Genomic DNA, 1,416 nt, shown 5'->3' with positions numbered 1-1,416 from the left:
CAATTATTAGTTGTGTCTAATAATTTGGAGAAGTTCACATCATTTGGATTTTCCTCAATCTTATGTTGACAATACATGTTACCCGATGATCTTTACAACATTACCTTCACTATCAGTAATATTGGTCTTTATAATTTGAATGATTAGACCTTGTATTGAAGGAATTTTAATTACAGTTTCCTTCGGGAGTAACATTTTGCTGAGCTCAGCGGCTGTCAAATTATTTAGTATAATCCGGACTTCTCCCTCTTCAACTATACAGTCTGATTTCTCTCCTGGCTCAAAAACAACCAGAACATCAGGTCCAACGAGGCTCAGTTTGTTGCCTTTCGTAATACGGCCACGGAGCAGTTTTCCAATAATTTCAGCTTGCTTAGCGCCTAATTTGAGCGTGGAAGGAGTTTTCTTAAACCACCCTTTTTTACCTGACTCCCATTCCAACTGACTCACAAATAAAAAGCCAGTGCTTGAACCATCTTGCTCCATTCTAGTATGTACAACTTCAGAAACAGCAGGAATTCGCAGTAGAGAATCGCGTTCTAAATCTGTTATGAATTGCGGCATATATTGTTGACAGGTAGAAAGCACACCAAGCGTATTCCATACCTGCATCGCTTCAAGTTCATCACCAGTTATGCCAACCATCTGCAAAAACTGTACTTGCCCATTTGGCGTATCGATTGTAGTAAGTTCGGGATTATTGATAAAAGCTAGCGCAATCAAATCAGTATCAGATTCTAAGCATATAGGACCGTTCGCATCTAAATAATCACCCGCTCTAAATACATTACCGGTGTTAAAAACATATCTCCCCATATTTTGTAACAAATTTAGCGCCCATGCAGGTGGTTCTTCTTCATCTGCATTGCGGGTCAATCGAAAAGTTAATTCAAATCCATATCCACTTTCATCAGCATTGTCGGATTCTTTATCATAAAGCTCTGAAAAGCCATTAGTTACAAAATGCCAATGCGGATTTGGTGTGTCCGACTTGTAGGCACTAATCCCCTCCAATGGATCTGGACCACCCAATGCATAAGATATGAGGGTTCCGTAATGCTTGGGCTCCTGATCTCCATAAATTTTTGACATCTCCTCATCAATGGCATCCCAACCGGTTGTATTTACTTCTTCACTCAAAATTTTATTCCCCCTATTTGATTATAAATAAATACATCTCTAACATACCCACTCAAAGATATAAGGAAAGGAGCTGTTACAGGTCATTTCCCTCTATCGTTTTGATTACAAGAAAGTTCACTAACGATAACATCGTACCATGTTATTACAAATAATTCAGAAAAAAGAAGTGTTGAATATAGGACTAAATATTTTAAATATGATTTATCATTTTTCCACTCCAAATTAAGCATTATAAACATACTTATGTAAACTAATTTATAATATATTACAAAG

At 37.1% G+C, this 1,416-nt stretch carries 1 protein-coding gene; it reads right to left on the bottom strand.

The features are described from left to right. Nucleotides 1–78: 78 nt before the first annotated feature. On the bottom strand, nucleotides 79–1,140 hold the full coding sequence (locus V7014_RS24860; protein WP_335511416.1) for a suppressor of fused domain protein: 1,062 nt from the start codon (nucleotides 1,138–1,140) through the stop codon (nucleotides 79–81). Nucleotides 1,141–1,416 lie beyond the last annotated feature (276 nt).

Source organism: Bacillus sp. JJ722, assembly GCF_036963345.1.
GTDB lineage: Bacteria > Bacillota > Bacilli > Bacillales > DSM-1321 > Bacillus_AD.
This window is presented reverse-complemented; position numbering and strand designations above follow the sequence as displayed.